Annotated in this window: 21 protein-coding genes; 9 read left to right on the top strand and 12 right to left on the bottom strand. The window is 66.2% G+C overall.

What is annotated here, in order from left to right:
* The first annotated feature begins 81 nt into the window (after positions 1-81).
* The 4 genes from E5P2_RS22195 to E5P2_RS22180 are packed head-to-tail and all read left to right on the top strand — an operon-like array spanning position 82 to position 5,148.
* On the top strand, positions 82-1,365 hold the full coding sequence (locus E5P2_RS22195; protein WP_162569312.1) for an N-6 DNA methylase: 1,284 nt from the start codon (positions 82-84) through the stop codon (positions 1,363-1,365).
* Between the two features lie 11 nt (positions 1,366-1,376).
* On the top strand, positions 1,377-2,273 hold the full coding sequence (locus tag E5P2_RS22190) for a phosphoribosyltransferase-like protein (RefSeq protein WP_162569311.1): 897 nt from the start codon (positions 1,377-1,379) through the stop codon (positions 2,271-2,273).
* Positions 2,273-4,231, top strand: a complete 1,959-nt coding sequence (locus E5P2_RS22185; protein ID WP_162569310.1) for an ORC-CDC6 family AAA ATPase — start codon at positions 2,273-2,275, stop codon at positions 4,229-4,231. The genes E5P2_RS22190 and E5P2_RS22185 overlap by 1 nt, the downstream gene beginning before the upstream one ends.
* Positions 4,228-5,148, top strand: coding sequence for a hypothetical protein (locus E5P2_RS22180; RefSeq protein ID WP_162569309.1), 921 nt, complete (start codon positions 4,228-4,230; stop codon positions 5,146-5,148). Before E5P2_RS22185 ends, E5P2_RS22180 begins: the two co-directional genes overlap by 4 nt.
* Before the next feature lie 7 nt (positions 5,149-5,155).
* Here the strand turns inward: E5P2_RS22180 and E5P2_RS37845 are convergent, their stop codons facing one another.
* Positions 5,156-6,169 (bottom strand): hypothetical protein, encoded by a 1,014-nt coding sequence (locus E5P2_RS37845; protein WP_232080801.1) that lies wholly within the window; start codon positions 6,167-6,169, stop codon positions 5,156-5,158.
* A 107-nt stretch (positions 6,170-6,276) separates the two neighbouring features.
* Between E5P2_RS37845 and E5P2_RS22170 the strand changes: the two genes are divergently transcribed.
* Both E5P2_RS22170 and E5P2_RS22165 read left to right on the top strand, forming a co-directional pair.
* A complete protein-coding gene (locus E5P2_RS22170; RefSeq protein ID WP_162569308.1) occupies positions 6,277-6,498 on the top strand; it encodes a hypothetical protein in 222 nt (73 codons plus the stop codon).
* A 79-nt stretch (positions 6,499-6,577) separates the two neighbouring features.
* A complete protein-coding gene (locus E5P2_RS22165) occupies positions 6,578-6,946 on the top strand; it encodes a hypothetical protein (protein WP_162569307.1) in 369 nt (122 codons plus the stop codon).
* A 27-nt stretch (positions 6,947-6,973) separates the two neighbouring features.
* On the opposite strand, the gene E5P2_RS22160 is transcribed toward E5P2_RS22165, so the two are convergent.
* The 10 genes from E5P2_RS22160 to E5P2_RS22115 all read right to left on the bottom strand — a co-directional run bounded on the left by E5P2_RS22160 (position 6,974) and on the right by E5P2_RS22115 (position 19,272).
* On the bottom strand, positions 6,974-7,456 hold the full coding sequence (locus E5P2_RS22160) for a MarR family winged helix-turn-helix transcriptional regulator (protein ID WP_162569306.1): 483 nt from the start codon (positions 7,454-7,456) through the stop codon (positions 6,974-6,976).
* 106 nt (positions 7,457-7,562) lie between these two features.
* A complete protein-coding gene (locus E5P2_RS22155; RefSeq protein ID WP_162569305.1) occupies positions 7,563-9,293 on the bottom strand; it encodes an acyl-CoA dehydrogenase family protein in 1,731 nt (576 codons plus the stop codon).
* Positions 9,290-11,020 (bottom strand): tannase/feruloyl esterase family alpha/beta hydrolase, encoded by a 1,731-nt coding sequence (locus E5P2_RS22150; protein ID WP_162569304.1) that lies wholly within the window; start codon positions 11,018-11,020, stop codon positions 9,290-9,292. Before E5P2_RS22150 ends, E5P2_RS22155 begins: the two co-directional genes overlap by 4 nt.
* 20 nt (positions 11,021-11,040) lie before the next feature.
* A complete protein-coding gene (locus E5P2_RS22145; RefSeq protein WP_162569303.1) occupies positions 11,041-11,769 on the bottom strand; it encodes an ABC transporter ATP-binding protein in 729 nt (242 codons plus the stop codon).
* A 1-nt stretch (position 11,770) separates the two neighbouring features.
* Complete coding sequence (locus E5P2_RS22140; RefSeq protein WP_162569302.1) at positions 11,771-13,591, bottom strand: branched-chain amino acid ABC transporter ATP-binding protein/permease; 1,821 nt, start codon at positions 13,589-13,591, stop codon at positions 11,771-11,773.
* A 1-nt stretch (position 13,592) separates the two neighbouring features.
* Positions 13,593-14,633: a branched-chain amino acid ABC transporter permease gene (locus E5P2_RS22135; RefSeq protein WP_162569301.1), complete on the bottom strand. Its 1,041-nt coding sequence runs from the start codon at positions 14,631-14,633 to the stop codon at positions 13,593-13,595.
* Positions 14,634-14,667: 34 nt separating this feature from the next.
* Positions 14,668-15,804 (bottom strand): ABC transporter substrate-binding protein, encoded by a 1,137-nt coding sequence (locus tag E5P2_RS22130; RefSeq protein WP_162569300.1) that lies wholly within the window; start codon positions 15,802-15,804, stop codon positions 14,668-14,670.
* 57 nt (positions 15,805-15,861) lie between these two features.
* A complete protein-coding gene (locus E5P2_RS22125; RefSeq protein WP_162569299.1) occupies positions 15,862-16,626 on the bottom strand; it encodes an SDR family NAD(P)-dependent oxidoreductase in 765 nt (254 codons plus the stop codon).
* A gap of 22 nt (positions 16,627-16,648) precedes the next feature.
* A complete protein-coding gene (locus E5P2_RS22120) occupies positions 16,649-18,502 on the bottom strand; it encodes a feruloyl-CoA synthase (RefSeq protein ID WP_162569298.1) in 1,854 nt (617 codons plus the stop codon).
* On the bottom strand, positions 18,499-19,272 hold the full coding sequence (locus E5P2_RS22115; protein WP_162569297.1) for a crotonase/enoyl-CoA hydratase family protein: 774 nt from the start codon (positions 19,270-19,272) through the stop codon (positions 18,499-18,501). The genes E5P2_RS22120 and E5P2_RS22115 overlap by 4 nt, the downstream gene beginning before the upstream one ends.
* Before the next feature lie 116 nt (positions 19,273-19,388).
* Between E5P2_RS22115 and E5P2_RS22110 the strand changes: the two genes are divergently transcribed.
* Entirely contained in the window at positions 19,389-20,258 is an 870-nt protein-coding gene (locus tag E5P2_RS22110; RefSeq protein ID WP_162569296.1) for an amidohydrolase family protein, read from the top strand.
* A gap of 146 nt (positions 20,259-20,404) precedes the next feature.
* Here the strand turns inward: E5P2_RS22110 and E5P2_RS22105 are convergent, their stop codons facing one another.
* Positions 20,405-20,872, bottom strand: coding sequence for a winged helix-turn-helix transcriptional regulator (locus tag E5P2_RS22105; RefSeq protein ID WP_162569295.1), 468 nt, complete (start codon positions 20,870-20,872; stop codon positions 20,405-20,407).
* Between the two features lie 115 nt (positions 20,873-20,987).
* Between E5P2_RS22105 and E5P2_RS22100 the strand changes: the two genes are divergently transcribed.
* Positions 20,988-21,860 (top strand): NmrA family NAD(P)-binding protein, encoded by an 873-nt coding sequence (locus E5P2_RS22100; protein ID WP_162569294.1) that lies wholly within the window; start codon positions 20,988-20,990, stop codon positions 21,858-21,860.
* 17 nt (positions 21,861-21,877) lie between these two features.
* Positions 21,878-22,261: a DoxX family protein gene (locus E5P2_RS22095; protein ID WP_162569293.1), complete on the top strand. Its 384-nt coding sequence runs from the start codon at positions 21,878-21,880 to the stop codon at positions 22,259-22,261.
* The last annotated feature ends 13 nt before the right edge of the window (positions 22,262-22,274 follow it).

Below are 22,274 nucleotides of genomic sequence, written 5' to 3'. Positions count from 1 at the left end.
ACGCCGTTACACTTGCTATCGGAGCAACGGCGCTGAGTCGGTGCATCTCCTGCATAGAACGGCGTTAAAGAGGGCGCAAAGATGACAGCGTCAGTCGGTAGTCTGCCACGTTGCCTTTCAAGACCAAGTCAGACATCCGACCCGTGGGGGCGCTACTACACCTCGCCTTTGGTAAGCCGGTCGCTGATCGATGGGATCGAGGCACCCCAGCCGAAGCTGTTGCTGGAACTGGGGTCGGGATCCGGTTCGCTCTCCAGCGCTGCGGCGAACCGCTGGCAGGATGCCAAGCTTGTCACCGTGGACGTCGACTGCCGCGCGCCTAGGCGTCTGGACGCTAGCGACACCACTCCGCGCCTCAAGCACACCCACTTCGTCCATGATGTTCTAGACGAGGCACTGTCGGATCGAATCGGATTGAAGCTCGGAACAGTGGACGTTGCCGTCTGCAATCCGCCGTACATCCGGCCTAGGTGGAGGTCGGACTTCGGCAAGATTTTGGAGGATGCAGGCCTGTCAGGTGCCCTTCTCTCGCTTTTCGATGCTGGCGCAGATTTGCTCTTCCTCGCCCAGAACTTACGTCTGCTGCGGAACAACGGCAAGCTCGGCCTGATTCTTCCAGACGGACTGGTGACGGCGGAGCGGTTCAGCCGCGTCCGGCAGACGTTGTTGCGTCAGCACTTCGTTCAGCAGGTCGTCCAGCTTCCACGTGGGGTGTTTAAGGGTACGGAGGCACAGACCTATCTCGCTGTGTTGACAAAGAGCGCTGGGGAAACCGGCGAGGTTTCACTTAAACAGATGGGCACCGACGGCCGGCTTAGCGCGGCGATCCACGTTGGTCAGGACGCCGCCGTTAAGCGGCTCGACTACGCGTTCCACGCGGCAAGTCAAGTGTCTGCTCACCGCAGTTGTGAAAGCCCATTGCCGACGTCCTTCCGCCAAGTGCTGACCGCTGTCGTGCGCGGAAGCATCTGTTCATCGGCCATACCTTCGTTTCCGAAGCCTGTGTTCCACCTAGGCGACTTTGCGAAGCCCATGGGCGAGCAAGCCGTGCGTATCGTGCCAAGGCGCTTCGCGCTCGACGCTCGTACGGCTCAGCGGGTGGCCCATGACGCCCGACTTGCCGTCCCCGGAGACATCTTGGTCGCTCGCGTCGGCCGGTCGCTTGCGGACCAAGTCGCTCTTGTGGTCCATGGGCCATGCGTGATCAGCGACTGCATCTTTGCTCTGCGCGCAGCCGACGACCATCGCGAAAAGCTCTACCGTTTTCTCGAAAGCGAGATGGGTCGGCTAGCCCTCGGTTCGGCAGCCCACGGTGTCGCCGCAAGGTTCATGTCAAAGAGCAATCTGTTCGACATTCACTTCTGATCGCCCCAACGATGTCGCAGAACCCTCAATTCGGTGGCTTCGATCAACTCGCAGTCGAGCGCGCCGTGCACTGGTTGAGCCGCACGGGTGTACGTGAGCCCCTGACCGTTGAGCGGATCAAAAAGTGGGTCAAGCAGTTCCAGTCTCCGGCCGAAAAGACCCTCGCTTGGCTAGTCTTGCGCAACCTGATCTTTCGCACCAACGAGCAATTCATGTCGTCGATGCGTCAGGCGCTCAAACAGGCAACGATTCACTTTGTGGAACAGCAGGGATCGCAAGGCGCGGTCGCTTGGAGGGATGCACTAAAGGGGAGCACCGGCCTAAGCATTTCCTGTGGTCCGCCATCACTGGCAACGCTGGGATTGGTGCCTCCCGGAAGGAGCGGCGAGCTGGTGGCTCGCCTCATCAATCAGCAATACCGGATCGAGAAGCACTTTCCGTCGGATATCAGAGTGCTGCGACCCGACGAGCGGTTTATCGTGGTCGACGACGGCACCTACACCGGGATGCAGCTGTGCAACTTCCTGAGAAACTGGGATGTCGACTTCTCTTGCAAGCGCGTGGCCATCGCCGTATCTATGGCTCATGAGACGGCGTGCAAGGCGCTCAAGGACGAGTTTCCAACGGTGCCGATCTTCTACGGCGAAATGCTGGCACCGGAGATGTGCTTTGCATCCCTATGCCAGAAGTGGGTGGAAACTAGACAATGGCGCTATGAGACGTTGCCGAGCGACGTGTACAACGAGGTTCACAGGCGCAACCAGCCCTTCGAAAAGGGCAACGGTGCCGGCGGCTACGGCGGCATCGGTGCGCTAGTCGCGTTTGAGCACGGCGTGCCCGACGATTCCATCCAACTGCTCTGGGACACCTCCCCTACGTGGCAGCCGCTCGTCGATAGGGGATTCTGATGACCATGCAAATCGATGCTTCCCTGTTGGCCAAGACGCGTGCCGAGGAGCATGAAGCCGACGTGTGGGGAGAGTTTTTTATCCCGCCCTACTTCGACCAACTGGCGTTGGCGAGCGCGACGAAGTCCGTGTACATCACCGGCAAGCGCGGCTGCGGCAAGACCATGCTGCTGAAGTACTTCGACTACCACACGGCCTTCTCAAAGCGTCGCGGAAAGATTCCTGCTAGCGAGATTGACCACGTAGGCATCTACTGGCGCGTCGACACGCAGTTCTGCAGCTCGCTCAACCATCGTGGCGTCGAGGAGGGCGAATGGAGCGTGGTCTTCGAAAGCTACTTTGGTCTGGTCATCGCCATCGAGCTCCTGAATGCGGTCAACGCCATTGCGCTAAGCGTCTTCCAGGATTTTGACGAGGCGACGATGGCTTCATTAGTCTTCCCGAGCGCAGCGGACTACATGGACGGAGCACCGACTGGCGCAGGCGACCTGCTCCGGCATCTGGAATCCCTACGGCGCAAGTTCACCACATGGGTCTCCAACGTCAAGGCCATGGAGCGTCCGGTGCTGCCACCCGGCCGCCATTTCGTCCTGTCATTGATTGGCGATCTCCGCGCTCGGCCGGAGCTGGCGACGCTGTCTCTCTTTGTCTATGTCGATGAGGTCGAGAACCTCGTACCTTACCAGCGGCATGTGCTCAACGCGTTTCTGAAGCACAGTCAGCGTCCGCTGATCGTCAGCTTCACGTCAAAGGAGCATCCATCGGACAACCAGACGTCAGGCCCGGAGTCGATCAACGCCACGCACGACTATCGGCTCTTGGACCTCGACAACTTCCTAGAGATCAGCAAGGCGACCCCATTTTTTGCTGAGGTGTTTCTAGGCAACTTGGACATTGCCGCGAAGCTCGCGACCAGTCCTCGCCTTGACATGGTTCGGTCTCATGACCGATTGGCTGAACGCCAGCGGCCGGCATACCAGAAGGAAGTCATCGGGACCATGCGCAAGCTTTTCCCCGAGACCTCGGACCGGCAAATCGCCACCAACGCCTTGCAGGTGTCCACGCTCAAGGAAATATTGACCCGCAAGATCAACAAGGCACTGAAGGACCGCGCGAGCAAGCTGTCGGCTGATGACTTCTTGTTCGAAGGTGCGGCCCCGGAGGCCCTGGTCACGCTTCCGGCGCTGCTCAACCGGGAAGCGTTGGTGCCCGAAGCGGTGTTGGCGGAACTCAAGTGCTTCTCGACGGAGCGCAAGGGGTCATTCGACACGACCTGGGTGCACAACAACTTGTTCGGCTCCATCTTGGAGCTTTACCGCCCATTCGCTCGTGAGTGTCCGCTGTATAGCGGCTTCGACACGCTGGTCACCATGGCCAACAACAACCTGCGGAATTTCCTGATCCTTTGCTACAAAACCCTCGAGGTCGCAGATTTGCGGGACGAGCCTGAGGCGCCATACTCGGTCGATATTCAGTGCCGCGCCGCTTACGACGCCTCGGAGCAGCTGATCAAGGAAATCCGCACCTTTGGTCGCTTTGGTGAGCAGCTGCGGGTTTTCGTGCTGCGGCTTGGGAGCATCTTCAGAGCGCTGCAGGCAAGCCCGGCAATGAGCGAGCCCGAACAGAACCAATTCACAATCAATTCCGGTGGGCGGGCGCTGCAGGCCAAGGAGCATGAATTCATCGCTGAAGCCTTGCGCTTTGGCATTCTTGTCGAGCAGCAGGAAACCAAGTCCAAGTCCGGTGTGGGTCTGGATATCGTCGACTACCAGCTCAATCCTATCTACGCGCCTTATTTCCAGATCAGCTACCGCCGCAAGCGCAAGCTGGAAATCTCCGTCGAGCAGTTTCACATCCTTATCATGGGCAATGAGACGGACTACCGCGAACTGGCCCGTGGGTTAGCGCGCCAATTGCCTGATGCCGATGCAGTGCAGCTCGGCCTGCTGCTGTCATGAAGGTCAAGTTCTTCTCGAAATCAGGCATCAGCGCCGCCGACCTCGAACTTCCTGAGGACATCGTGCTGCTGCACGGCGAGCAGCTTGACGATCGCGGGCAACTGGCCTGCGGCTGTGCGCCTGAGTCGGCGCGCGTGATGCTCGGCTACGGCGTCGACGATATGTCCCTGACAGTGGGCACCGAAACCAAGTCCAGCGACCTAGCGTCAGAACTGCTCAGCGGCTTTGATCGGGACAAGGTGGTGCTCGAGGCCACTACGCTGGGCTTTGCGGAACTGTTCTGTGCCACGAATGCGCTGCTAGCCAGCGGTGCGACCTCGATTGACATCATCTACGTCGAGCCCGCACAGTACCAGCGCGCAAGTCCCGGTGGTGACCAGTTCGTCCTGTCCGAGCCGACTCGCGGCTACACACCAATCCCGAACGCCATCGTCGATCTCACCAGCGATGAGATTGAAGCCGGTGTCTTCTTCCTCGGATTCGAGCCAGAGCGGCTCGACCGCGCGCTTGAAGAGCACCAGATGATCGCCTCCAAAGACCTCAAGTTGGTCTTCGGGATCCCGGCCTATCACCCGGGATGGGAGTTAGACGCCATCATCCCGCACTTGCCCGCGCTGGACCAGCACGGACTGCAGCTGGACTACTGCTCGGCCAATGACCCCGAAGCTGCGTTCGAATGTCTGGAGCGCACACGTGCAGCCCTGAGTGATGACAAGCGCATGTTTATCGCGCCCATCGGCCCTAAGCCATGCGGCATTGCCTCGGCGATCTTCGCGAGTGTGTATCCGGAACAAGTCGGCCTGCTTTTCGACCATCCCCGTCGCAAGAAGAAGCGCTCCACCGGAACCGACCTCTGGCACCGCTTCACGGTAACGGTTGACCGTAGCACGGCGGTCCAGTCCGAATCGGGCTCCTGAAGGCTAATCAGCTCTTCGCGCCAGCAATCGCCGCCTGAAGCAGCTCCTTGAGCTTGGGCTCGGGCTTCCAGTAGTTCGGGCCCTTCAGGAACTTTCCATTGGCGTCGTAGATGGGCTTTCCATCCGCGCCCAGCTTGCTCTCGTTGCTGTCCATGATGACTGCCAGCACATCTTCGAGCGGTAGCCCGAACTTGAGCGCTTCCGAGCGGCAGTACACGATGACGTCGCCCAGAAGGTCAGCCACGGCGACCAAGACATCGATCGGTTCATTTTTTCTCTCGCAGGCCTCGACGATGTCGTCAATTTCGTTTACCTCGTCAAGGAGCGTTGCCTTGAACTTGCGCAGGCGATTTGCAGGGTCAGCCGGTAGCACCGGGGTATCTTGAGCCGGCAACTTGTACATCGCGTTCATCAAGGCGATACGCCGGGCAAAGGTGGGGTCACTCATTCTGTTTCTCCGACAACGCCTGAAGGCCATATGTGTTTGGACGGGTAGCCGAAATGTACTGCGGCGGCGACGCTTTCGATCAGCAGGCGGCGTTGGCCGTTCCAAATGCCACAGGCCGGTCCCGGAGGCGTTGCGGCCAGCTGTCCCGCGAACCTTCGAATGACCGGTGCTGACGGCAGCGGTCATTGAGTGCCAAGTCTCAATGACGGCACTCAGTCCTAACCAGGCACTGGAACTTGCGGTACTAGTGTTGGCAGCCGGCTCCTGCCAGACGATGTCCTTCAACGAAACCCGGTGCTGCACGCGACCCGCCGCGCAGCCGGCGATGGCCAAAGCGGCCAGCAGCATGCAGGCTACGCGGCGCCAGCGCATCGTCGCACGAGACGATGCCGCACGCGGTGCACCCGCCACGACGCCCGCGAAGGGGACGTAGACGCGCACCGTGTTCGTGCCCGCGAAACTGATCACGCCATGGCGTCCGGCGATGAAGCCGTTGTAGTTGGAGCGATAGGTCTGGCGCGATGCGCCGTACGCGAGCGCTCGCCCTGAGCGGTTCTGACGAGGCCCTGACATGCACAAAATCCAGTCCACCGGAACACCCTCGACCAGGACCCACGCCCGCCGATGTAATGCAAAGCTCTACGATTGCCGCCATCCTCTCGCGTGGGCAGAATTTCAGCATGTCCGACCCGTTGACGACGACGCCCGCCCACCTCGAAGATTCCGAGTTGCAGAACCTCGCGGCCGAGTGGCGCATCCGCGCCATGCAGGGCGATCAGCTCGCGCATCGCATGGCCCGCGCGCTCGAAGCCGAGCAGCGCCGCCGCATCCGCGACACCGGCCTGCAGCCGCTGCCGCCGGCCGGGTCCTGCGTCAACTCGCCATGGTGGAAGTTCTGGTGAAATCCTGATGACAGCGGGTGAAAGTTTGAGCGACACTCGGAGTCCTCCTCTTTCGCTCAACGTTCGTTCCTGATACGCCATGGACACCGCGATCGGCCTTGCCCTTCTCAGCCTTTTCGCCGCCACCCTTCTTTCCAACGTCCTCGCACGCAGGCGCGACCAGCTTCTGGCCTTCGACCCCGTCACGCACGAGGCGCGCGAACTGCTGCTGCGCGAGCGCGATGCGCCCGTTCCGTTGGGTCCGACGCTCACGCCCGAACACTGGGCCCGCCTCGAAGCCGTGCAGCCGAGCTGGCGGCGCGAGACCTTCGACGCCGCGCGCGCCAGCTACCACGAGGCACGCAATGCCTTCTCGCGCAACGACCTCGATGGCCAGCTCTACTACCCCGACCCGGCCGCGATGGTCGGCGCGGCGCATGCCGTGCTGATCCTCACCGAGCGCTTCTGAGGGCTGCGGTGACCGAGGTCCGCGGACCTACTGGTAGACCTTCTTCAGCAGCCGGATCAGCGTCTCGCGCTCGCGCGGCGTGAGGCGGGCGCTCGCATCGGCCTCGAGCTCCACCACCGTGCGCTCGGCATCGTGCACCAGCGCCTCGCCGGCCGGCGTCAGGTGCAGGCCGACCGCGCGGCCGTCGTGCGGATGCGGGCGGCGCTCGATCAGGCCGCGGCCGTCCATGGCGGCGATCAGGCTCACCAGGTTGGGCGGCAGGATGTCGAGCGTGGCGCACAGCTGGCGCGAGGTCGCGCCCGGGTTGTGCGCCAGCAGCGAGAGCACCGAGAAGTCGGCCTGCTTGAGGCCGTAGACCGCCATGCGCTCGGCGAACACCGCCGTCACCGTGAGCCAGGCACGGCGCGCGTTGTAACCGACGAAAGCCTCTAGCACGTGCGTATCGAGCCGCTCGGAGCGCGGCGCGATCGCAGCCACGGGCAGCGGGGATTTCTTGCGGGAGTCGGCCATGACGCGAGCGTAACTGCGTTGTGCGGATCGTGCGCGTCGTTGCGTATGAGAACCTCCGCCCTGCGGGCTGCGGTGCGAGCTTGCTTGGGGCGGCCCGGCGCTGCGCTCATGCAGCGGCCTGGCGCGCGCTCACCGCCTCGCAGGCGCGCTTGACGATGCCCAGGCGCAGCTCGAACTCCGGCAGCACCCAGCGGCGGAAGGCCGCGGCGGGACGCGACCAGCGCGCATCGCCCGCGGGCGACGCGCGCTCGATGCGCGCCCAGGCCCAGGCCAGCATCGCCAGCATCACCACGCGCAGGTAGTCGTCGGCCACCTCGAAGGGCAGTACGGCATCGGCCGGTGCCGCCATCGCCAGCGTGGTGCCGAGGTAGCGCAGCTGCGCGAGGCGGCGCTGCACGTCGGCCTCGGCTTCGCGCGAGGCATCGAGCTCGTCGCGCAATTCGACCAGCAGCGCCGACATGCCGGCGCCGCCGTCGGGCAGCACCTTGCGCACCAGCAGGTCGATCGCCTGGATCTCGTTGGTGCCTTCGTAGATCATGGTCACGCGCGCATCGCGCAGCACCTGCTCGATGCCCGATTCGCGCACATAGCCGTGGCCGCCGAAGACCTGCAGGCAGTCGCTCGCGCCGTGGAAGGCCTGCTGCGTGCACGCGGCCTTGAGCACCGGCGTGACCAGCGCGCACCAGCGCTGCGCGCGCTCGCGCGTCTTGCTGTCGCTGTCATGTCGCGCGACATCGAGCTGCACGGCGGTGCGGTAGGCGATCAGGCGCGCGCCGTCGATCCAGGCGCGCTGCGTGTCGAGGATGCGGCGCATCGCCGGATGCTCGGCGATCAGGTCGGCCGCTTCGCCGCCGCGGCTGGCCGGTTCCGGGCCGGGCGCGCGCATCTGGCGCCGTTCGTGCGCATAGGCCTCGGCCTTCTGCCAGGCCGCGTCGAGCAGGCCGATGCCCTGCAGCGCGACATGCAGCCGCGCCGCGTTCATCATCACGAACATCGCGGCCAGCCCGCGGTTCGCCTCGCCGATCAGCCAGCCGGTCGCCGCGTCGAAGCGCATCGTGCAGGTTGCGCTGCCGTGCAGGCCCATCTTCTCCTCGATGCGTTCGCAGTGCACCGCGTTGCGCGTGCCGTCGGGCAGGCGCTTGGGCACCAGCGCCAGCGACAGGCCCTTGGGCCCGGCCGGCGCATCCGGCAGCCGGCACAGCACGAGATGGACGATGTTCTCGCTCAGGTCGTGCTCGCCGCTGGAGATGAAGATCTTGCCGCCCGTCACGCGCACGCTGCCGTCCGCTTGCACCACCGCGCGCGTGCGCACCTGGCCGAGGTCGCTGCCCGCCTGCGCTTCGGTGAGGCACATCGTGGGCAGCCATTCGCCGCTGGCGATCTTCGGCAGGTAGCGTGCCTTCAGCGCCTCGCTGCCGTGGTGCTTCAGGCATTCGTAGGCGCCATGCAACAAGCCGGGCGCCATCGTGAAGCCGTGGTTGGCGGCGCTGAGCCACTCGAAGAGGATCGCTTCCAGCAGCGCGGGCAGGCCCTGGCCGCCATCCTCGGGCGCGACCGACAAGGTGGGCCAGCCGCCCTCGACGAAGGCCTTGTAGGCGTCCCGAAAACCGGGCGGCGTGATGACTTCACCATCGGCAAAGCGGCACCCGATCTCGTCGCCCATGCGGTTCAGCGGCGCGATCAGCTCGGCGACGAACTTGCCGGCCTCGTCGAGCACTTGCGTCTGCAACGCATCGTCGACTTCGGCAAAGGGCGCGAGCGCACGCAGCCGCGCCGGCGCATCGAGCACCGCGTTCAGCAGGAAGCGCGCTTCATCGGGTCGGGGTTGGTAGTTCATGGCGTGCGGCAGGCAAAGCTGGCGGCGCTCTCGGGATTGCCGCCCGTGTAGATCGCCACGCGCGGATAGGGGCACAGCGGACGCGTGCGCTGCGGCGACCAGTCGGCCGGTACTTCGGTATTGACGATGGCGCTGCCCGGTCCGCGCGCACTCGCGGTCACCGTCTGCGGTGCCTGGCCCTGCTCGACCCAGGCGACCAGCGCGCTCAGCATGTCGAACTGATCGGTGGCCGGACCGCCCGCGCAATGGTTCATGCCGGGCACCGGGAAGTAGCGCGCGAAGGCCGAGGCATCGCCGCCGTTCGCGGCCTGCAGCCGTTCGTACCATGCGGCCGTGTCGTCCGAGGAGAACACCGGATCGCTGGTGCCGTGATAGACCATCATCTTGGCGCCGCGGTCGCGCAGCGTCGTCAGATGGTCAGCATCGGGCGGCGCCATGAAGGCCATCGCCGATTCACGGTAGAGGCCGCTGGCCGCATCGATCAACGGCGCATCGCGGTCCATGTCGAAGCCGAGCGCGAAGGGCAGGCCGCCGGGCCGCTTGTCGAGCGGCGGCGCCGTGAAGATGAAGCCCACCGCGCCGGCATCGCGCGTCGGCGGGCTCACGAACTTCCAGTCGCGCCAGTTGCTGCCGGCCACGCCCGCATCGAAGGGGAAGCTGCTGTAGATCGGTTGCCCTGCGCTGTTGCGCGCGCCGTCGAACACGTGGGCCAGCGCGCTCTTCTGCGGCGCGCTCAGGCACTGACCATCGCGCGCGCCGGTGCAGGTGGGCACGTCGGTTTCGATGTGGAAGCGCGTGCGGCAGGTCTTGGTGTCAGCCACGATGCCGTCGGCCAGGCCATCGAGCGCATCGCACTTCGCGAGCACGCGGTCGGCGACCAGCCGCATCTCCGCCGGCGTGAAAGCGGTCTGCAGATCGGGCAGCCCGGCCGGCGTGTTCGCACTCGCGACCTTCGCATACTGCTGCGCGCCATAGAGCTGCGCCACCGCGGCGCGCGGCAGGTTGTAGCCGGGGTCGCCGGCGAGGATGCCGTCGTACTGATCGGCCGAGCGCGCCGCGGCCACCATCGCATGCCGGCCGCCGTTGGAGCAGCCGCCGAAATAGGAGCGGTCGGGGCCGCGGCCATAGGCCTTGGCGATCAGGTTCTTCGCCATCGGCGTGAGCTGCGCGACCGCGTTGTAGCCATAGTCGAGCCGGGCCTGCGGATCGAGGCCGAAGCGCGGCCCGAGCGCGCCCGCATGGCCGGCATCGGCGCTGATCACGGCAAAGCCCATCTGCAATGCGCTGCTCGCCGGCCCGCCGCCGCCGATGCCGCCCAGCGCCGGCACCACCACGCCGTCGAGGCCGCCATTGGCCTGGTAGAAGAAGCGGCCGTTCCACGCGAGCGGCAACCGCATCTCGAAGCCGATCGCATAGGTGTTGCCGTCGACCGGGCTCACGCGTTCGTTCATGCGGCCCTGCACCAGGCAGTGGGCGGGCGCCTGCATGCTCGCGCTGCCGACCGCGATGGCGCCGGCCGGCACTTGCGAGACGGCCGTGTAGACGGTGCCCGGCAGCGCGGCCTTGGCTGCGAGGTCGGTGCACGACAACAACGCACCAGGGCGTGCCGGCGCGAGCTGCGGCAGCGCGGCGCCCGAACGGCCCGCACCGGCACAGGCTGCGAGCAGCGCGGCGACGCCGAGCGCCACGGCGGCGATCGACAGCTTCTTCGTCGGGGTCGTCTTCATCTCGTCTCCTTGACGCGGGGTCAGGCGCGCGCGGCGCCGAGGTAGGTGTCGACCACACGCGAGTCGCCCGCGAGCTGGCGTGCCTCGCCTTCGACGCTCACGCTGCCCATCTCGAGCACATAGCCGTGGTCCGCCACTTCGAGCGCGGCGCGTGCGTTCTGCTCGACCAGCAGCAGCGTCACGCCGGTCGCGCGCAATGCGCTCACGGTGCGGAAGATCTCCTGCACCACCAGCGGCGCGAGGCCGAGGCTGGGTTCGTCGAGCATGAGCAGCGTCGGCTTCGACATCAGCGCGCGGCCGACCGCGAGCATCTGCCGTTCGCCGCCCGAGAGCGTGCCCGCCAGCTGCATGCGCCGCTCCTTCAGGCGCGGAAAGAGCGTGTAGACCTGCTCGAGCTGGTCGCGCCATCCGCGGTTGCGCAGCCGCACCTGGCGGAAGGCGCCGAGCACCAGGTTGTCTTCGACCGGCATGGTGCCGAAGAGCTCGCGCTTCTCGGGCACCAGCGCGATGCCGAGCATCACGCGTTCTTCCAGCGACAGGCCACCGATCGGCTGGCCCTTGTAGTCGATCGCGCCCTTCGAAGGCAGCACGCCCATCAGCGCATTGAGCAGCGTCGACTTGCCGGCGCCGTTGGGGCCGATCACGGTCACCACGCTGCCCTCGCCGGCCTGCAGGTCGATGCCGTGCAGCACCTCGGCGCGGCCGTAGCCGGCACGCAGGCCGTGGATGCGAAGCAAGGGGGTCGTCATGTCAGTGTTCCGTTCCGAGGTAGGCCGCGCGCACCTTCGGGCTCTGCTGCACCTCGGTCGGCGTGCCTTCCATCAGATGGGTGCCGAACTCCATCACCACGATGTGCTCGCAGATGTCCATCACCAGGCCCATGTCGTGCTCGACCAGCAGGATGCTCATGCCCTCGCCGCGCAGCGTGCGCAGCACCTCGGCCAGCGCCTGCTTCTCCTTGTGGCGCAGGCCGGCAGCCGGCTCGTCGAGCAGCAGCAGCGCGGGGTCGGCGCACAGCGCGCGCGCGATCTCCAGCAGGCGCTGCTGGCCCATCGCGAGGTTGCCCGCGATCTCGTGGAGTTGATCGCCCATGCCGACGCGGCGCAGCTGGCGCTCGGCCTCGCGCAGCAGCCGGCGCTCCTCGCCGCGGTCGGTGCGCAGCATCGCGGCGATCGGGCCGCGATGGCCGCGCAGGTGAGCGCCGAGCGCGACGTTCTCGAGCACCGTCATGTCGGGCACCATCTTCACGTGCTGGAAGGTGCGCGACACGCCGCGCTGCGCGATGGCGCGCGAGGACAGCCCGCCGATCGGCTCGCCGCGAAAACGCACCGCGCCGCCCGACAGCCCGAGCACGCCGGTCACGAGGTTGAAGGTGGTCGACTTGCCGGCGCCGTTCGGCCCGATCAGGCCGACGATCTGGCCGGCGCGCGTCTGGAAGCTGATGCCGTTGACCGCCACCAGGCCGCCGAAGGTCTTGCGGATCGCCTGCACGTCGAGCACCACCTCGCCGGCGGCCGGCTTGGCACGCGCCGGCAGCTCGGCCGCGTCGTGCCAGTCGACCGCGCGGAAGGGCCGCGGCAGCCGCCGGTCGACGAAGGCCCAAAGCCCGTCGGGCAGGTACTTGAGCACCAGCACGATCATGATGCCGAACACGATCAGCTCGTAGTTGCCGCTGGTGCCGATGAGCTTGGGCAGGAGCACCTGCAACTGGTCCTCGAGCACCTTCACCACGCCCGCGCCGGCGATCGCGCCCCACACGTGCGCGGCGCCGCCCAGCACCACCATGAAGAGGTACTCGATGCCCATCTTGATGCCGAAGGGAGAGGGGTTCACCGTGCGCTGGAAGTGCGCGAAGAGCCAGCCGGACACCGAAGCCAGCAAGGCCGCGAACACGAAGATGCCGACCTTGTGGCGCAATGTGTCCACGCCCATGGCCTCGGCCATCTGCGAGCCGCCGGCCAGTGCGCGGATGGCGCGCCCGCTGCGCGAGTCGAGCAGCCGGATCACGGCGAAGGAGGCGGCGGCCGCCAGCGTCCACACCACGGCGTAGAACAGGCGCTGCTGGCCGAACTCGAAGCCGAACAGCGACAGGCCCTTGACGCCGAGGATGCCGTCGTACTTGCCGAGCGCATCGACGTTGCCCATCAGGTAGTAGAGCGAGAGCGCCCACGCGATCGTGGCCAGCGGCAGGTAGTGGCCCGACATACGCAGCGTGATCGCGCCGATGATCGCGGCGCTCAGGCCCGTCAGCGCGAGGCCGATGAAGAGCGTGAGCCAGGGCGAGAGGCCGAAGTTCACCGACAGGTAGGCGGTGGTATAGGCGCCGATGCCGACGAAGGCCGCCTGACCGAAGGAGGTCAGGCCGCCGACGCCGGTCAGCAGCACCAGGCCCAGCACCGGCAGCGTGTAGATGCCGATGTAGTTGAGCTGGATGATCCAGAAGTCGGGCAGGGGCAGCAGCGGCAGCGCGATCAGCAGCAGCACCAGCCCGAGCGGTCCCCAGGTGCGCAGGCTGCTTCTGCGCGGGGCCGGGATGGCCGCGGGCGTCGCCGGATTCACGAGCGCTTCCATGTCAGTGTTCCTCGTCCGAATGGCCGCTGCGCAGCGAGCGCCACAACAGCACCGGCAGGATGATGGTGAACACGATCACTTCCTTGAACGAGCTCGCCCAGAACGAGCCGAAGGACTCGATCACGCCGACTGCCAGCGCGCCGAGCAGCGCGCCCGGATAGCTCGCGAGCCCGCCGATCACGCCGGCCACGAAGCCCTTGAGGCCGATGATGAAACCCGAGTCGTAGAAGATCGTGGTGGTCGGCCCGATCAGGAGCCCCGACAGCGCGCCGATCAGCGCCGCCATCGCAAAGGTCAGCTGCCCGGCCGCCTGCGTCGAGATCCCCATCAGCCGCGCGCCGAGCCGGTTGACCGCGGTGGCGCGCAAGGCCTTGCCGAACAGGCTGCGCTCGAAGAAGAGCCACAGCCCGACGATCAATGCCGCCGAGGCGACGAAGATGATCAGCGTCTGCCCGCTGAGATTGAGCGGCCCGAGTGAAAAGCGATCGCCCCAGAACGGCGGATTGCGAAAGCCCTCGGCGCCGAAGAACAGCAGCCCGAGCCCGGTCATCGCGAAGTGCACGCCGACCGAGACGATCAGCAGCACCAGCGAGCTCGCGCCCGCCAGCGATTGATAAGCCACGCGATAGACCAGCGGCCCGAAGGCGGTGACGATGCACAGCGTGAGCAGGGCCTGCACCAGCAGCGGCAGGTTGCGCGGTCCGGCCCAGATCGATATCGCGCACACCACGGCCGGCAGCGCGAAGGTGCGCAGCGCGGCCATGAAGGCCGGCGCCGCGCGGCCGCGATGGCGCCAGGTCGTGACCAGCTCCATCGCCGCCGCGACCGCAGCCAGGATCAGCAGCAGCCACACCGTGCCCGGCACCTTGCCGGTCTGGAAGATGGCCAGCGTGAGCGCGCCATAGGCGACGAACTCGCCCTGCGGAATGAAGATGACGCGCGTCACCGTGAACACGAGCACGATGCCCATGCCCAGCAGCGCGTAGATCGCCCCGTTGGTGAGTCCGTCCAGCGTCAGGATGCCGGCGATCGAGAAATCCATGGCGGGGCTTCGGTGCGGCGCGTCGTCGCGGTGCTTACTGCTCGACCTTGAACTTGCCGTCCACGACCTTGAGCATCACGCCGGTTTCGTTGGTGTAGCCCCAGTGGTCCTGCGCGCTCCAGTTGAGCACGCCGTGTGCGAGCACGGTGCGGCCCATGGTCTCGAAGGCATCGCGCAGCGCGGCGCGGAATTCGGGCGTGCCGGGCTTGGCCTTCTTGAGCGCGATCGGCACCGCCTTCTCGAGCACGGTGAGCGCGTCGGCGCCATGGCCCGCGAACTGGTTGCGCGAGCCCGGGCCGTAGGCCTTCTCGTACTGCTGCACGAAGGCGACCGCCTGCTGCTTGGACGGATGGCTGTCGGGCAACTGCTCGGCGACGGTGGCCGGGCCCGAGACCACGAAGGTGCCGTCGGCATCCTTGCCCGCGGTGCGCATCAGGTCCTGCGTGGCGGCGGCATGCGTCTGGTAGACCTTGCCCTTGTAGCCGCGCTCCATCACTGCCTTCTGCGGCATGCCGGCGCCGCTGCCCGAGGCGACGATGAGGATCGCGTCCGGGTTGGCCGAGGTGAGCTTGAGCACCTGCGCCGTGACGCTGGTGTCGGCGCGGCCGAAGCGCTCGGTGGCGACGATCTTCATGCCGTTCTTGTCGGCCTCGGCCGTCAGCGCCTTGAGCCACAGTTCGCCGTACGCGTCGGTGTAGCCGAGGAAGCCGATGGTCTTGATCTTCTGCTTCTTCATGTGCTGCACCACGGCGTAGGCCATCACGTCGTTGGACTGCGGCAGCCGGAAGGTCCACTTGTCCTTGCCGGGCGGCAGGCCGGCCGGCGACACCGCGAGCTGCACCGTGCCCGATTCGGCGGCCACGTCGGCCATCGGAATCGCGACCGGCGTGGCGGCCGAGCCGATGATGATGTCGACCTTGTCCTCGGTGACCAGGCGCTGCGTGTCCTTGACGCCGGTGGTCGGATCGGTGGCATCGTCGAGCACGGTCACCTTGAGGTTCTCGCCGGCCAGCGTCTTGGGCCAGAGCGCGATCTGGTTCTTGACCGGAATGCCGAGGCCCGATCCCGGACCCGTGAGCGGCAGCACGACGCCGACCGTGATGTCGGCATGCGCGGCGCCGAAAAGGCCGAGCGCGAGCGCGGCGGCGAGGAGGGTGGTCTTGAATTTCATGAGGCTTGTCTCCAGGAGGGGCGAACGGGAAAGGGGTGCGCTATCGGTCGCGCCGGCTCAGCGCGGCGCCATCCGCAAGGCGCCGTCGAGCCGGATCACCTCGCCGTTGAGGTGGCCGTTGGTCACGATCTGGCAAGCCAGCTCGGCGAACTCGGAGGGCTTGCCCAGGCGCGGCGGGAACGGGATCGACGCCGCCAGCGACTGCTGCACGGCCTCGGGCAATTCCTTGAGCAGCGGCGTCGCGAACAGGCCGGGCGCGATCGTGCAGACGCGGATGCCATGCTGCGCGAGGTCGCGCGCCATCGGCAGCGTCATGCCGACCAGGCCGCCCTTCGAGGCGCTGTAGGCCTGCTGGCCGACCTGGCCGTCGAAGGCCGCGACCGAAGCGGTGAACATCATCACGCCGCGTTCGCCGCCGTCGATCGGATCGAGCTTGACGCAGCGCGCTGCATAGAGCCGCGCCATGTTGTAGGCGCCGATCAGGTTGACGTGGACGACGCGCACGAAGTCTTCCAGCGGCGCCGGGCTGCCGTCCTTGCCGACGATGCGCTTGGCGCTGCCGATGCCGGCGACGTTCATCAGGATGCGTGCGGGGCCGTGCGCCGCGGCCGCCTTGTCGAGCGCGGCGTTGACGCTGTCTGCATTCGTGATGTCGCAGACGCAGGCGATGCCGCCGATCTCGGCCGCGACCTTCTCGGCCTGCGCCGCATTGACATCGAGCACCGCGACGCGCGCGCCCAGCCGCGCCAGTTCGCGCGCCGTGGCCTCGCCGAGGCCGGATGCGCCGCCGGTCACGAGCGCGGGCTGTGCTTCGATCTTCATGCTTGTCTCCTCGGGTCCGTGTCTATCGGGGCTGCAGGATGAAAGGCAGCGTGCCGGCATGCAGCGCATCGACCTCGGCGGCGCGGTGCCTGAGCACCGCGCGCTGGTTGATCGAGCCCTTGTCGGTCACCTCGCCCTTGTCGATCGATGGCGCCTCGCTCACGAGATGCGCGCGCGCGATGCGGTTGGCGCTGCCGGTGCTGGCGGCGGCCAGCGTGTCGAGCACCTGCTGGAAATGGGCACGCACGGGAGCGCTGGCCAGCACCTCGCGCAGCGTGGCATCGGGCGCGAGGCCGGCGAGGGCGCGCACCTTCTGCGTCGGAAAGATCAGCGCCCCGACTTCCTTCAGGTTGATGCCGGTCAGCACCACGTCCTGGATGTAGGGCGCGCCGGCCGCAATGATCTTCGCGCGCAGCGGGCCGACGCTGACGAAGGTGCCGGTCGCGAGCTTGAAGTCTTCGGCGATGCGGCCGTCGAAGCGCAGGCCGCGGTGGATGTCGGCCTCGTCGATCCACGTCACCGCGTCGCCGGTCGCGAAGAAGCCTTCCTCGTCGAAGGCTTCGGCCGTGGCCTCGGGTGCGCGCCAATAGCCGGGCGTGATGTTGGGGCCGCGGTAGCGCACCTCGGTCTTGCCGTCGACCTCGATCAGCTTGATCTCGATGCCGGGGGCCGGCAGGCCGATGTCGCCGGACTTCACGTCGGGGCTGGTGATGTAGAGCGCGAAGGGGCCGGACTCGGTCATGCCGAGGCCGGTGCCCATCACGATGCGCTCGCCGACCTCGCGCTCCTGCGTGCGGTGCAGGCTGTCCCACACCGGCTGCGAGAGCGCGGCGCCGGAATAGAAGAACATCTTCACGCGCGACAGCAGGTTGCGGCGCAGCACCTCGTCGGTTTCCATCGCCTGCGCGATCGCCTCGAAGCCGGTCGGCACGTTGAAGTAGATGGTGGGCGCGATCTCGCGCAGGTTGCGCAGCGTCTCGGCCATGCCCGCGGGCGTCGGCTTGCCGTCGTCGATGTAGAGCGTGCCGCCGTTGTCGAGCACGATGCCGACGTTGTGGTTGCCGCCGAAGGTGTGGTTCCACGGCAGCCAGTCGACCAGCACCGGCGGCTCGTCGCCCAGTGCGGGAATCGAATGCCGCAGCTGCTGCTGGTTGGCGCACCACATGCGGTGGGTGTTGATCACCGCCTTGGGCAGCTTGGTCGAGCCCGAGGTGAAGAGGAACTTGGTGATGGTGTCGGGGCCGGTGGCGCGCATCGCGGCATCGACCGCGGGCGTGGCCGGCGTGGCGGCGAGTTCGGCGAAGGAGGTCGTCGCACGGCCTTCGAGCCGGCCCTCGGCGATCACGACCTCGACGTCGGCCGGCACCGCGGCGGCGATGGCGCGCGCGAAGCGTCCCGCGTCGGCGGCGAACACCAGGCCGGGCGTGAGCGTGTCCAGCACGTGGCGCAGTTTCTCGAAGTCCTGGCTCACGATCGAGTAGGGCGGCGACACCGGGCAGAAGGGCACGCCGGCGTAGAGGCAGCCGAGTGCGATCAAGGCATGCTCGATGCCGTTCTCGCTCAGGATCGCGACCGGGCGTTCGGCGCTCAGTTTGCGGTCGAGCAGGGCCTGCGCGATGCTGCGCGCCTGCTTCAAGGCATCGGCGTAACTCAGGCGCAGCCAGTCGCCGGTGCTGCCGTCGGGCCTGCGTTCGCGGCGCGCGATGAAGGTGCGGTCGGGCGCGACTTCGGCCCAGTGCGCGAGGCGGTCCGTCATGCGCTCGCCGTAGGGCGCGAGCGCGATCTCGGCTTGCAGGTAGCGCACGCCGGGCGCGCCTTCGCGCAGCACGGCGCGCGTCACGCCGAAGGCGAGCGGCCGGTACTTGATCGAGCTCATCCCTTGGTGACCTTGCCTGCGCGTCCCTCGAGGAAATCGCGCACGCGTTCCTTGGCTTCGGGCGCGCTCTGCGCGATGCCGGAGATCAGCGCCTCGGTGAAGAAGCCGTGATCGGCCGTCTGTTCGGCGATGCGCGGCAGCGCGTGCATCAATGCGTAGTTGGTCAGCGGCGCGTTGGTCGCGATGCGCTGCGCGAGTTCGATCGCGCGGTCGAAGGCGGTGCCTTCGGGCACCAGGTACTGCGCGAAGCCGGCGCGCTCGCCGTCCTCGGCGTTGTAGACGCGGCCGGTCAGCATCATGTCGGTCATGCGCGCGACGCCGATCAGCTTGGGGATGCGCACCGAGCCGCCGCCGCCGACGAAGATGCCGCGCGAGCCTTCGGGCAGCGCATAGAAGGTGGTGGTGTCGGCCACGCGGATGTGGCAGGCGCTCGCCAGTTCGAGGCCGCCGCCGACCACCGCGCCGTGCAGCGCCGCGACCACCGGCACCGGGCCCTGCTGCACGTGGTCGAGCGCCGCATGCCACATGCGCGAGTGGTGCAGGCCCTGGCCGGCATCGCGCTCCTTCAGTTCCGACAGATCGAGGCCGGCGCAGAAGTGCGGGCCCTCGCCGTCGATCACCGCGGCGCGCACGGTGTCGGGCAGATTCTGGAAGGTGTCGCGCAGCGCGAGGATGAGCGCGTCGGACAGCGCATTGCGCTTGCCGGCACGTGCGAGACGGACGATCGCGATGTCGCCCCTGAGTTCGAGCTGGATGTCGGTGTGGGTCATGATTGCTTTCCGGGGCTTGATGGATTATGGTTATGAAAAATAACCAATTCAAGCTGGAGTGAAGCCTCCGGCATGCGGACTTACCCTTAGTCGACAACCTTTTCGGAAGACACGCCATGGACCACCAGAACCTGATCGCGATCGACACCCACACGCATGCCGAGGTGAGCTGCTGGAATCCCTTCGACAACTATGGCGAGGAGTACGACCGCGCGGCCGACAAGTACTTCAAGTCGGGCCGCCGCCCGACCATCCAGGAGAGCATCGACTACTACCGCGAACGCAGGATCGGGCTGGTGATGTTCATGGTGGACGCCGAGTCGAACATGGGCCGGCGCCGGATCCCGAACGAGGAGATCGCCGAGGCGGCTCAGAAGAACAGCGACATCATGATTGCCTTCGCCAGCATCGATCCGCACAAGGGAAAGATGGGCGCGCGCGAGGCGCGGCGGCTGATCGAGGAGCACGGCGTGAAGGGCTTCAAGTTCCATCCGACGGTGCAGGGCTTTCATCCCTACGACCGGATGGCGTGGCCGATCTACGAGGTGATCAACGAGTACGCGCTGCCGGCCGTGTTCCACACCGGCCACAGCGGCATCGGTTCGGGCATGCGCTGCGGCGGCGGGTTGCGGCTGGAGTACAGCAATCCGATGCACCTCGACGATGTCGCGATCGACTTTCCCGACATGCAGATCGTGATGGCGCACCCGAGCTTTCCGTGGCAGGACGAGGCGCTGTCGGTCGCCACGCACAAGCCGAACGTGTGGATCGACCTGTCGGGCTGGAGCCCGAAGTATTTTCCGAAGCAACTGGTGCAATACGCCAACACGCTGCTGAAGGACCGCGTGCTGTTCGCGAGCGACTACCCGCTGATCACGCCGGATCGCTGGCTCAAGGATTTCGAGGACGCGGGCTTCAAGCCGGAGGTGGTGCCGGGCATTCTGAAGGGCAATGCGGTGCGGTTGCTGAAGCTGGATTCGCAGTGATTTCTCTTGCTCCCTCCCCCTCCGGGGGTGGGTTGGCGAGGGGGCTTTCGGGCCTTTGAACTGTGCGTTGCGTTTGATCAGAGGCCGTTGGCCGGGAATTCGCCCCGGCGACCTCCGCCCTTATCGATGACTTCGATTCGCTCGGACTATGGAGCATCGTCCGCGAAGCGCGCAGCAGACCCGCTAACAACCGAACCCGGTACATCCCGCGGCGCGCCGTCAAAGCGGGCACGCGCGTCATGGATATCGGAATAACGACGGTCGGCCCAATCGATCAGACCCGCCATCGGGTCTAGCAGCGATCGGCCTAGAGGGGTCAGACGATATTCAACACTCGGGGGCTTGGTGGGAAAGACGTGACGGGTAATCAGTCCGTCGCGTTCCAGATCGCGCAGGGTCTGGGTGAGCATGCGCTTGGAAATGTCGCGTACGGCGCGGTGAAGCTCGCTGAAGCGCTGCGACCGCGTCGCGAGGGTCATGATCATCAGGATGCTCCATTTGTCGCCGATGCGGTCGAGCACGTCTCGCACTGGGCAGTGCACCGCGTCAACCGACTGGGCGTCGTCCGTTTGAAAACGGCTGAATCTCTCGATCGCGCTCGATGCGGTGCTCATCCGGGTTCCCCTCGCCTCTCCTGGTTACTTGAAACTGCCTCCTTGTGACGCAGGACCAAGGTCTCTACAGTAGACCTACCCTCAATTGTAGACCCTATGGGTCAGGAGAACACGCATGTTTTTAGTCATGGGAATCACGGGACAAGTCGGCGGCTCGACGGCAAGGCATTTGTTGGCGCAGGGCAAGGAAGTACGCGCGCTGGTTCGCGACCGCGCAAAGGCGGCCAGTTGGGCGGCCCAGGGCGTCGAACTGGTTGCCGGCGATTGGAACGATGCGGACGCCATCGCGCGGGCGCTCGACGGCGTCGACGGCGCGTTTGTCATGTTGCCGGCCGTTTGGGCCCCTTCGCCGGATTTCAAGGAAGCCAAGGGCGTCATTGCAAACTTCGCCAAGGCGCTGACCGAGGCCGCGCCGCCGCGCGTCGTCGCGTTGTCGTCGATGGGGGCGCACAAATCCCACGGGCTGGGGATGATCACGGCGCTGTCGTTGCTGGAGCGCGGCTTTCGCAATCTGACATCGCCAATCGCCTTCGTGCGCGCTGGCGGCTTTTTCGAAAACTTTCTTTTCGGCCTGCATGTCGCCCAGGCCGGCACGCTCCCCGTCTTCTACAACCCGACCAACCGAAAATCAACCATGGTCGCGACCAACGACATCGGCGCCGAGGTGGCGACGCTCCTGACCGGGCCGGCGTGGTCGGGGCAGCGAGTCATCGAGCTCGGTTCGATGGTCAGCGCCGATGAAGTCGCCGCGCAATTGGGCAAGGTCCTTCAGCGCGACGTCAAAGCCTTTGCCGTTCCGCGGGCCGGGTGGTCGGCGGCGTTCGAGCAGTTTGGCATCCCGAAGGGACGGACAGGACAGGCCGAAGCGATGTACGAGGCGGTCAACTCGGGCTGGATGGACGTCGGGGTCGAAGGTACGGAGCACGTCGCAGGCACGACGTCACCCGGCGATGTCTTCGCGGCGGCAAAAAACGCCACCACGAAGTAGTTCCGAAGGACCGATCAATGTCTAAGACTACTTGGCGCCAAGTCTTGCCTCTGGCTCTCGCCGCGTTTTTCGTCGTGGGGTCACTCAGCAATATTTTTGCCCCGCAATCTATCGACGAGGAATACCTGAGGTGGGGATATCCGCATTGGTTCCATTTTGTGACCGGGTCACTGGAACTCACCACCGCCATTCTGCTGGCCAGGGCACCGAGCCGCCTCCTGGGCTCCGCGCTCGGCTGCGCTGTCATGTTGGCGGCACTCGGGACCGTCACGATCCACGGCGAATATGGGCACGCGGCGCCCCCATTCGTCGTGGCGGCACTTTCGATTTTCGTCGGCTGGATTACCTGGCGCAAGCGGCTCTCCGACTCAGGGATGACTGACACGACTCCCGCCGTCTAAAGGCTGTCTTGCA

Origin of the sequence: Variovorax sp. SRS16, from assembly GCF_901827165.1 — a bacterium.
In the GTDB taxonomy this organism is placed as follows: Bacteria; Pseudomonadota; Gammaproteobacteria; order Burkholderiales; family Burkholderiaceae_C; genus Variovorax.
The sequence above is the reverse complement of the archived record's forward strand: the minus strand, read 5'-3'. Positions and strand labels throughout refer to the sequence as shown.

Bases quoted from the DNA above. Each gene is read 5' to 3' on its own strand.
- E5P2_RS22095 (WP_162569293.1), top strand. From the start codon at position 21,878: ATGTCTAAGACTACTTGGCGCCAAGTCTTGCCTCTGGCTCTCGCCGCG.
- E5P2_RS22185 (WP_162569310.1), top strand. From the start codon at position 2,273: ATGACCATGCAAATCGATGCTTCCCTGTTGGCCAAGACGCGTGCCGAG.
- E5P2_RS22130 (WP_162569300.1), bottom strand. From the start codon at position 15,804: ATGAAATTCAAGACCACCCTCCTCGCCGCCGCGCTCGCGCTCGGCCTT.
- E5P2_RS22170 (WP_162569308.1), top strand. From the start codon at position 6,277: ATGTCCGACCCGTTGACGACGACGCCCGCCCACCTCGAAGATTCCGAG.
- E5P2_RS22125 (WP_162569299.1), bottom strand. From the start codon at position 16,626: ATGAAGATCGAAGCACAGCCCGCGCTCGTGACCGGCGGCGCATCCGGC.
- E5P2_RS22155 (WP_162569305.1), bottom strand. From the start codon at position 9,293: ATGAACTACCAACCCCGACCCGATGAAGCGCGCTTCCTGCTGAACGCG.
- E5P2_RS22105 (WP_162569295.1), bottom strand. From the start codon at position 20,872: ATGAGCACCGCATCGAGCGCGATCGAGAGATTCAGCCGTTTTCAAACG.
- E5P2_RS22165 (WP_162569307.1), top strand. From the start codon at position 6,578: ATGGACACCGCGATCGGCCTTGCCCTTCTCAGCCTTTTCGCCGCCACC.
- E5P2_RS22115 (WP_162569297.1), bottom strand. From the start codon at position 19,272: ATGACCCACACCGACATCCAGCTCGAACTCAGGGGCGACATCGCGATC.
- E5P2_RS22195 (WP_162569312.1), top strand. From the start codon at position 82: ATGACAGCGTCAGTCGGTAGTCTGCCACGTTGCCTTTCAAGACCAAGT.
- E5P2_RS22135 (WP_162569301.1), bottom strand. From the start codon at position 14,633: ATGGATTTCTCGATCGCCGGCATCCTGACGCTGGACGGACTCACCAAC.
- E5P2_RS22150 (WP_162569304.1), bottom strand. From the start codon at position 11,020: ATGAAGACGACCCCGACGAAGAAGCTGTCGATCGCCGCCGTGGCGCTC.
- E5P2_RS22110 (WP_162569296.1), top strand. From the start codon at position 19,389: ATGGACCACCAGAACCTGATCGCGATCGACACCCACACGCATGCCGAG.
- E5P2_RS37845 (WP_232080801.1), bottom strand. From the start codon at position 6,169: ATGTCAGGGCCTCGTCAGAACCGCTCAGGGCGAGCGCTCGCGTACGGC.
- E5P2_RS22140 (WP_162569302.1), bottom strand. From the start codon at position 13,591: ATGGAAGCGCTCGTGAATCCGGCGACGCCCGCGGCCATCCCGGCCCCG.
- E5P2_RS22160 (WP_162569306.1), bottom strand. From the start codon at position 7,456: ATGGCCGACTCCCGCAAGAAATCCCCGCTGCCCGTGGCTGCGATCGCG.
- E5P2_RS22120 (WP_162569298.1), bottom strand. From the start codon at position 18,502: ATGAGCTCGATCAAGTACCGGCCGCTCGCCTTCGGCGTGACGCGCGCC.
- E5P2_RS22145 (WP_162569303.1), bottom strand. From the start codon at position 11,769: ATGACGACCCCCTTGCTTCGCATCCACGGCCTGCGTGCCGGCTACGGC.
- E5P2_RS22100 (WP_162569294.1), top strand. From the start codon at position 20,988: ATGTTTTTAGTCATGGGAATCACGGGACAAGTCGGCGGCTCGACGGCA.
- E5P2_RS22180 (WP_162569309.1), top strand. From the start codon at position 4,228: ATGAAGGTCAAGTTCTTCTCGAAATCAGGCATCAGCGCCGCCGACCTC.
- E5P2_RS22190 (WP_162569311.1), top strand. From the start codon at position 1,377: ATGTCGCAGAACCCTCAATTCGGTGGCTTCGATCAACTCGCAGTCGAG.